This is a genomic window from Streptomyces sp. NPDC020996, from assembly GCF_040641355.1.
Classification (GTDB): Bacteria; Actinomycetota; Actinomycetes; order Streptomycetales; family Streptomycetaceae; genus Streptomyces.
Genome location: NZ_JBFADM010000055.1, coordinates 20,264 through 27,168 on the forward strand (window position 1 = coordinate 20,264; position 6,905 = coordinate 27,168).

The 6,905-nt window shown below is 71.7% G+C and carries 8 protein-coding genes; 3 read left to right on the forward strand and 5 right to left on the reverse strand.

Features of this window, described 5'->3' with window-relative positions:
• Positions 1-72 precede the first annotated feature (72 nt).
• Both AB0G63_RS29805 and AB0G63_RS29810 read right to left on the reverse strand, forming a co-directional pair.
• Entirely contained in the window at positions 73-798 is a 726-nt protein-coding gene (locus AB0G63_RS29805) for a methionine ABC transporter permease (RefSeq protein WP_360756415.1), read from the reverse strand.
• Positions 795-1,838 carry an ATP-binding cassette domain-containing protein gene (locus tag AB0G63_RS29810; protein ID WP_360756418.1) on the reverse strand — a complete coding sequence of 348 codons (1,044 nt, stop codon included), beginning with the start codon at positions 1,836-1,838 and terminating at the stop codon, positions 795-797. The genes AB0G63_RS29805 and AB0G63_RS29810 overlap by 4 nt, the downstream gene beginning before the upstream one ends.
• Positions 1,839-2,378: 540 nt before the next feature.
• Here AB0G63_RS29810 and AB0G63_RS29815 point away from each other — a divergent pair.
• The gene (locus AB0G63_RS29815) at positions 2,379-2,738 is read left to right on the forward strand and encodes a hypothetical protein (RefSeq protein ID WP_360756420.1); all 360 of its coding nucleotides are present in this window, start codon (positions 2,379-2,381) and stop codon (positions 2,736-2,738) included.
• Between the two features lies 1 nt (position 2,739).
• Positions 2,740-3,156 carry a hypothetical protein gene (locus AB0G63_RS29820; RefSeq protein WP_360756422.1) on the forward strand — a complete coding sequence of 139 codons (417 nt, stop codon included), beginning with the start codon at positions 2,740-2,742 and terminating at the stop codon, positions 3,154-3,156.
• On the opposite strand, the gene AB0G63_RS29825 is transcribed toward AB0G63_RS29820, so the two are convergent.
• From AB0G63_RS29825 to AB0G63_RS29835, 3 genes are all read right to left on the reverse strand, one after another.
• Complete coding sequence (locus AB0G63_RS29825) at positions 3,146-3,643, reverse strand: GNAT family N-acetyltransferase (RefSeq protein ID WP_360756425.1); 498 nt, start codon at positions 3,641-3,643, stop codon at positions 3,146-3,148. The genes AB0G63_RS29820 and AB0G63_RS29825 overlap by 11 nt on opposite strands.
• A 45-nt stretch (positions 3,644-3,688) precedes the next feature.
• Positions 3,689-4,195 carry a sigma-70 family RNA polymerase sigma factor gene (locus AB0G63_RS29830; protein WP_360756498.1) on the reverse strand — a complete coding sequence of 169 codons (507 nt, stop codon included), beginning with the start codon at positions 4,193-4,195 and terminating at the stop codon, positions 3,689-3,691.
• A gap of 115 nt (positions 4,196-4,310) precedes the next feature.
• Positions 4,311-5,480, reverse strand: a complete 1,170-nt coding sequence (locus AB0G63_RS29835) for a glycerophosphodiester phosphodiesterase (RefSeq protein ID WP_360756427.1) — start codon at positions 5,478-5,480, stop codon at positions 4,311-4,313.
• 406 nt (positions 5,481-5,886) lie between these two features.
• Here AB0G63_RS29835 and AB0G63_RS29840 point away from each other — a divergent pair, with 406 nt between their 5' ends.
• A complete protein-coding gene (locus AB0G63_RS29840) occupies positions 5,887-6,558 on the forward strand; it encodes a lysophospholipid acyltransferase family protein (RefSeq protein ID WP_360756430.1) in 672 nt (223 codons plus the stop codon).
• The last annotated feature ends 347 nt before the right edge of the window (positions 6,559-6,905 follow it).

The following is a 6,905-nucleotide window of genomic DNA, read 5'->3' on the forward strand; positions in this document are numbered from 1 at the left end:
GGTGGAGCTGTCCCGTCGGGTTGGACGGGGGTTCTTGATGGCTCTTGGGGGTGACCGGGGCGCCCGGGGTTCTCAGGCGGTCTCGCCCGCCGCGGTCCGGGACTTCAGCAGCCGGAGCTTCGGCGCGGGGCCCGAGCGGCCGCCCCGGCGGTGCAGGGAGCGGGCCGCGTAGTCGCCGGCGAACTGGATGAGCGAGATGACGACGGCGAGGATCGCGACGGTGATCCACATCAGCCCGGTCTCGAAGCGCTGGTAGCCGTAGCGGATGGCGATGTCGCCGAGCCCGCCGGCGCCGACCGTGCCGGCCATGGCGGAGTAGCCGATGAGGGCGACGACCGTGGTGGTGGTGGAGGAGATCAGGGACGGCAGGGACTCCGGTACGAGCACCTTGCGCACGACGGTCCAGGTGTTGCCGCCCATCGCCTGCACGGCCTCCACGAGCCCGCCGTCCACCTCGCGGACGGCCGTCTCGACGAGGCGGGCGAAGAACGGGATGGCGCCGACGGCCAGCGGCACGATGGCGGCCTCGCGGCCGATGGTCGTACCGGTGACGGCCCGGGTGAAGCCCATCAGCGCGACCATCAGGATGATGAACGGCATCGAGCGGGTGACGTTGACGACCTGGCCGATGACCTTGTTGGCAACCACGTTCTGCAGCAGTCCGCCCTTGTCCGTCAGGACGAGCAGGATGCCGAGCGGGAGTCCGCCGACGACGGCGACGATCGTGGACCAGCCGACCATGTAGAGGGTGTCCCAACACGCCTGCGACAGCAGCGGCTGCATCTCGGCCCAGGTCACTCGGCACCTTCCTTCACCAGCGTGGTCCTTTCGGCCGGCACGTCGATGTGCAGGCCCTGTTCGCGCAGGAAGCCGATCGGCACGACGTTGTCCTCGTAGCGGCCGGGCAGTTCGATGCGCATGCGGCCGACCTGCAGGCCACCGACGGTGTCGATGGCGGCGCCGAGGATCGATATGTCGATGTTGTAGGTGCGCGCGAGCAAGGAGACGACCGGCTGGGTCGCGGCCTCGCCGGGGAAGGTGACGTCGAGGACGGTGCGGTCCGGCCCGGACGCCTCGCCGCCCACCGGGAAGAGCGCGGAGGCCAGCTGGGAGCCGGGCGTCGCGAGCAGTTCGCTGACCGTCCCGGACTCGACGATGCGCCCCTTCTCCATGAGCGCAGCCGAGTCGCAGACGCTCTTGACCACGTCCATCTCGTGCGTGATGAGCAGGACGGTCAGGCCCAGCTGCCGGTTGAGGTCGCGCAGCAGCTGGAGGATCGAGCGGGTGGTCTCCGGGTCGAGGGCGCTGGTGGCCTCGTCGGAGAGCAGCACCTTGGGGTCGCCGGCCAGGGCGCGGGCGATGCCGACGCGCTGCTTCTGGCCGCCGGAGAGCTGGGCGGGGTAGGACTTCGCCTTGTCGGCGAGGCCCACCAGGTCCAGCAGTTCCAGCGCCTTGCGGGAGCGTTCCCGGGCCGGCCTGCCGAGGATCTCCAGCGGCAGCTCGACGTTGTCCTGGACGGTCCGCGAGGACAGCAGGTTGAAGTGCTGGAAGACCATGCCGATCCGGCTGCGCGCCCGCCGCAGTTCCCGGCCGGCGCGCGGGCCGCGGCCGGCGAGGGCGGTGAGGTCCCGTCCGTCGACGGTCACCGTCCCGGCGGTGGGCCGCTCCAGCAGGTTGACGCAGCGGATGAGCGAGGACTTGCCGGCGCCGGACTGGCCGATGACGCCGTACACCTCGCCCTCGCGCACATGCAGGTCGACGCCGTCGAGGGCGGTGACCTCACGGCCGGGTGAGCCGTGGGACCGGTAGACCTTGGTCAGGCCCGATGTGGTGATCACTGGGGTTTTCCGTCACTGTCGAGTGCGCGGGCGTGGGTGTGCCCGGGCACGGGTGCGTTCGTTCAGGGACGCGACACGGTTCTCGCGGTGGCGAGAGAACCGGGGAGAACGGCATGTGCGCGTCGAGGCTCGGTCCCGCGTCGGTCGTCCGACGCGGCCGGGGCGCTGCGGGGGCCTTCTAGCAGGCGCACATTCGACACATACAACGAGCACCGGGCGTCATGGTCGCCTCGGTCGCAGGAATGCGGCAGCTCGTCGTGGTCATGCGATCAGTAAAACATGCGTACGGTCCTGACACAGCACCGGTGTCCGCATGGTGGACACCGGTGGACGCACGTCGGCCGCGGCCGGGGATCGCCACTCCCCCGCCGGTGACCTGCGAGAACGTGGCCGACAGGTGCCGCGTGGCGGCCCGGCGCCGACTCCGAGCGCCTGGCGGGTTGTGGTCGACGCCACGGTGGCCGGGGCGGCGGCGCGGCCCGGCCGGAGCCCGGCGGGGGCGGCCGCAGCAGGAGTTATCGGCCGTAATAAGGTCGCTGCATGCTTGATGCCCTGACGCTCGTGACCGGCGTCGCCGCGCTGTCGCTCGCCGCCTGGTGCGGCTGGGCCGCGTACCGTGACCAGCCGACGAAGGACTGGCACTTCATCGGCATGGCCGTGGTGTCGCTGCTGGCCGTGGCGCAACTGGTGATCGGCGTCGTGCAGTTGGCGCGGGGCGAGAAGCCGGAGCAGGGCACGACGATCTTCGTGGCGTACCTGATCGGCGCCTTCGCCTGCGTTCCGGCGGCGGGCTTCATGTCGCTGGCGGAGCGCACCCGGTGGGGATCGGTGACGGTGGCCGCGGGCGCCGTCGTCCTCGCCGTTCTCGAGGTGCGGCTGTACGACATCTGGGGAGGCTGAGATGACCACCGTGGACGACAAGCCGAAGCGGCTCATCAGCGGCCCCGGCATGCTGCTGGTCTGGTTCTACGGCGTGATGGTGGTCGGCGCGGTGTCGCGCTCGGCGTACCAGATCGCCACCGAGTTCGACCGGGCGCCGCTCGCCTACTCCCTGTCGGCGATGGCCGGCGTGGTGTACGGGTTCATCACGTACTCCCTGGTGCGCGGCGGCGAGCGGGCCCGCCGGGCGGCGCAGGTGTGCTGCGCCGCCGAACTCGCGGGTGTGCTGATCGTGGGCACCTGGACCCTGGTCGAGCCGTCGGCGTTCCCGGACGCGACGGTCTGGTCGGACTACGGCATGGGGTACGTCTTCATCCCGGTACTGCTGCCGCTGTCCGCGCTGTACTGGCTGCGCCGCAGCCGCGCCGTCACGCCGTAGCGGCGTACGTCCCGGCCGGCTTCTCCAGGACGATCATCGGGACGCCGTCCGCGCCCTGGGACGTGCCCACGGTCTCGTAGCCGACCCGGCGGTACAGGCGCAGGTTGCCCTCGCTGCGGTGGCCGGTGGACAGGCGGAACCTCGTCGCGCCGCGCTCCTCGGCGAGCGCCGACTCCGCGGCCCGCAGCAGGCGCGCGCCGATGCCGTGGCCCTGGAGGCGGGGGTGGACGCAGAGCCTGCCGATGGAGGCGGAGCCGTCCTCCAGGACGCGTCCGCGCACCGAGCCGACCACCTCGTCGCCGAGCCGGGCCACGTACACGCAGTCCGCGGCCACTTCCTGGCGGACCGAGTCGAGGCTCTGGACGAGCGGGTCTATGCGGTAGTTGCCGTACAGGGCCGCCTCGCCCTGGAAGCACAGGTACTGGAGCTTGAAGATCTGCTCCGCGTCCTGCTCGGTCGCCACCGAGATGGTCACGCTCATGCCCATGTGCGCACGCCTCCCGCTCACCTGATCGCCGGTCGTCCCTCACTCCTATCCCCGCACTTCACGGGCCGCAACCTCCCTTGTGAGCAAACGTCGCAGACATCCCAGACATCTGGAACGTTCCGGCCCCAGGCTGCCCTGTGAGATACCCAACTCCCCGGCGATCTCCCGGTAGGTCGGGTCCGTCGGGGACAGCAGCGCCGCCAGCAGCCGGGGGCAGCGGCCCGGCAGGCGGCGGACGGCTTCGCGCAGGGCCCGGCGGCGGGCGGCCGCGAGGGCGGCCTGCGCGGGATCGCGGCCGGGGTCGTCCACCGGTTCCTCGGCGTACGGCCGCTCGCTGCGGGCCGTGCGGAGGGTGCGGCGGGCCTCGCCGCGGACGGCCGCGCGCAGCCAGCCGGGCGGGTCCTTCGGGGGTCCTTCGGCGTGGAGGCGTTCGAAGAGCCGCAACCAGACCGCCTGTTCCAGGTCGCCCGGCTCGGCGCCGCAGGCGGGGGCCTCCGCGGACGCCTCGGCGGCGAGCAGCGGGCGCAGGGCGGCGACCAGGCCGGGGGCCACGGCCACTGGGTCGGGTGTCCCGGCGGTCAAGTCTGGCGTCATACGGCACAGAACGCGGCCGCCCGGCGTCAGGTTGCCGGGCGGCCGTTTCCTCACCCCATCCGGGGCCGGGGCGTCAGCCGTTGACGAAGTCCTGGCGGGCCAGCAGGCCGGTGTCGGCGTTGTCGGTGAAGACGCCGTCGATGCCGGTCGCGAAGTACGTCCTGAAGGCGCCGAAGACGTCTCCGTAGCCGTCGGGGTCCGTGCCCTTGCGGAAGCCCGCGGGCAGGAAGGGGTTCTCGTTGCGCATGGTGTAGGGGTGCAGGATCAGGCCGACCGCGTGGGCGTCCTTGACCAGGGTGGTGGGCGTGGTGAGGTTGCCGCTCGCGTCCTTCGGGATCACCAGGTCGAGGGTGGGGCCGATGCCCTGTGCGTAACCGGCGATCTCGCGCAGGCCCTTCGGCGTGATCAGGTCGGCGACGGTGCGCGGGTCGCCCGCCTCGACGAAGTCCCAGGGGCGGCTGCCCGCCGAGGAGAGCAGGACGACCAGGGGGTTGTCGACCAGCGTGTTCAGGCGCTGGATGCTGGTCGGCTCGAAGGACTGCAGGATGACCGGCGAGTTCCGCTTGTCCTTGCCGTACTTGTGCAGCAGCTTGGCGACCCGCTCCTCCAGGCCGAGGCCCAGCTTGCGGAAGTAGGTGGGGTGCTTGGTCTCCGGGTAGATCCAGACCTGCTTGCCGCGCTTGCGGGTCTGCTCGTCCTGCCACTTCAGGACCTCTTCGAACGTGGGGATCTCCCAGCGGCCGTTGTAGAGGGTGTTGTGCGGCCGGTTGGCGGGGATGCGCTCGACCGCGCGGAGGGTCTTCAGCTCGGCGAGCGTGAAGTCCTCGGTGAACCAGCCGGTCGTGGAGACGCCGTCGATGACCTTGGTGGTCCTGCGGCCGGCGAACTCGGGGTGGTCCGCGACGTCGGTCGTGCCGCCGATCTCCGGCTCGTGACGGCAGACCAGGTGGCCGTCCTTGGTGGGCACCAGGTCGCCGGCCTCGACGATGTCGGCGCCGAGGTCGAGGGCGAGCTGGTAGGAGCCGAAGGTGTGCTCCGGGCGGTAGCCGCTGGCGCCGCGGTGGCCGATGATCGTCGGCACGGGCAGGCTACGGAGGCCGCCGGTGCCGCGTCCGGCCGGCTCGGCGGCCCGCGCCGTGCCGGACAGGGACAGGACCGCCCCGCCCGCGCCGAGCACCGCCGCACCGAGCAGCGCCCTCCGCCCGGTCCCGCCCGTCTGCTTGTCCGACCCCTGCGTTGTCATGAGCGCCTCCTGTTTTCGGCCCCTCGCCGTTGATGCCGGCCGATCGTAGGTGTGCGTCGGTGACCGGAGGGAGACCCCGGGCGGAACGCGCGGGTGACAGGGGATGGTCGTACGGGAACACCTGTCTGACGGCTCGTCGGCCTCATCTCGGCGCGCGAACGGGTGGCCGGCCGGGGGCGACGGCCGGCGTGGGCGCGGGCCGCGCTCCGCCGGACGCGCGACCTCCGTCACACCGTTCCGGCGGGATTACGGCGGCGCAACGCGGCCCGACCGCAGGTGAGGACGGGTCAACACTGCGTAAGACCTGGGTGAACCGGCCGCGCCCGATGTGCGCGACGGCCGTGACCGCGAGTATCGTCCTCACCTGCACAGACTCGTACCGCATCCCTTGACTCCGGAGGGCCCGTTGTCCCGCTTCGCGCTCATCAAGGCAGTGCTCGGACCGATCATGCGCCTGATGTTCCGCCCACGGGTGGAGGGCGCGGAGCGCATCCCCGGCGACGGTCCGGTCATCCTGGCCGGCAACCACCTCACGTTCATCGACTCGATGATCCTGCCGCTGGTCTGCGACCGGCAGGTCTTCTTCATCGGCAAGGACGAGTACGTCACCGGCAAGGGGCTCAAGGGCCGGCTGATGGCCTGGTTCTTCACCGGCGTCGGCATGATCCCGGTCGACCGCGACGGCGGCAAGGGCGGTGTCGCCGCGCTGATGACCGGGCGTCGGATCCTCGAGGAGGGCAAGGTCTTCGGCATCTACCCCGAGGGCACGCGGTCGCCCGACGGGCGGCTGTACCGGGGCCGTACCGGCATCGCCCGGCTCACCCTGATGACGGGCGCGCCGGTGGTGCCGTTCGCCATGATCGGCACGGACAAGATCCAGCCGGGCGGTGCGGGGATGCCGCGGCCCGCGCGGGTGACCGTCCGCTTCGGCGAGCCCATGGAGTTCTCCCGGTACGAGGGGATGGACCGGGACCGGTACGTGCTGCGGGCGGTGACCGACTCCGTGATGACGGAGGTCATGCGGCTGTCGGGGCAGGAGTACGTGGACATGTACGCGACCAAGGCCAAGGCGGCGTAGCGTCTCCGACGGTTGGCGGGTTTCCGGTGCGGGTTGGTTCTGGCTCTGTGCGCGGTTCCTCGCGCCCCTGAGGTCGGACGCCGGGACGCGGGACGTCGGGTGGGGGTCGGATGCGGCTCTGTGCGCGGTTCCTCGCGCCCCTGAGGTCGGACGCCGGGACGCGGGACGTCGGGTGGGGATCGGATGCGGCTCTGTGCGCGGTTCCTCGCGCCCCTGAGGTCGGACGCCGGGACCAGGGACGACGGGTGCGGGTCGGATGCGGCTCTGTGCGCGGTTCCTCGCGCCCCTGAGGTCGGACGCCGGGACCAGGGACGACGGGTGCGGGTCGGATGCGGCTCTGTGCGCGG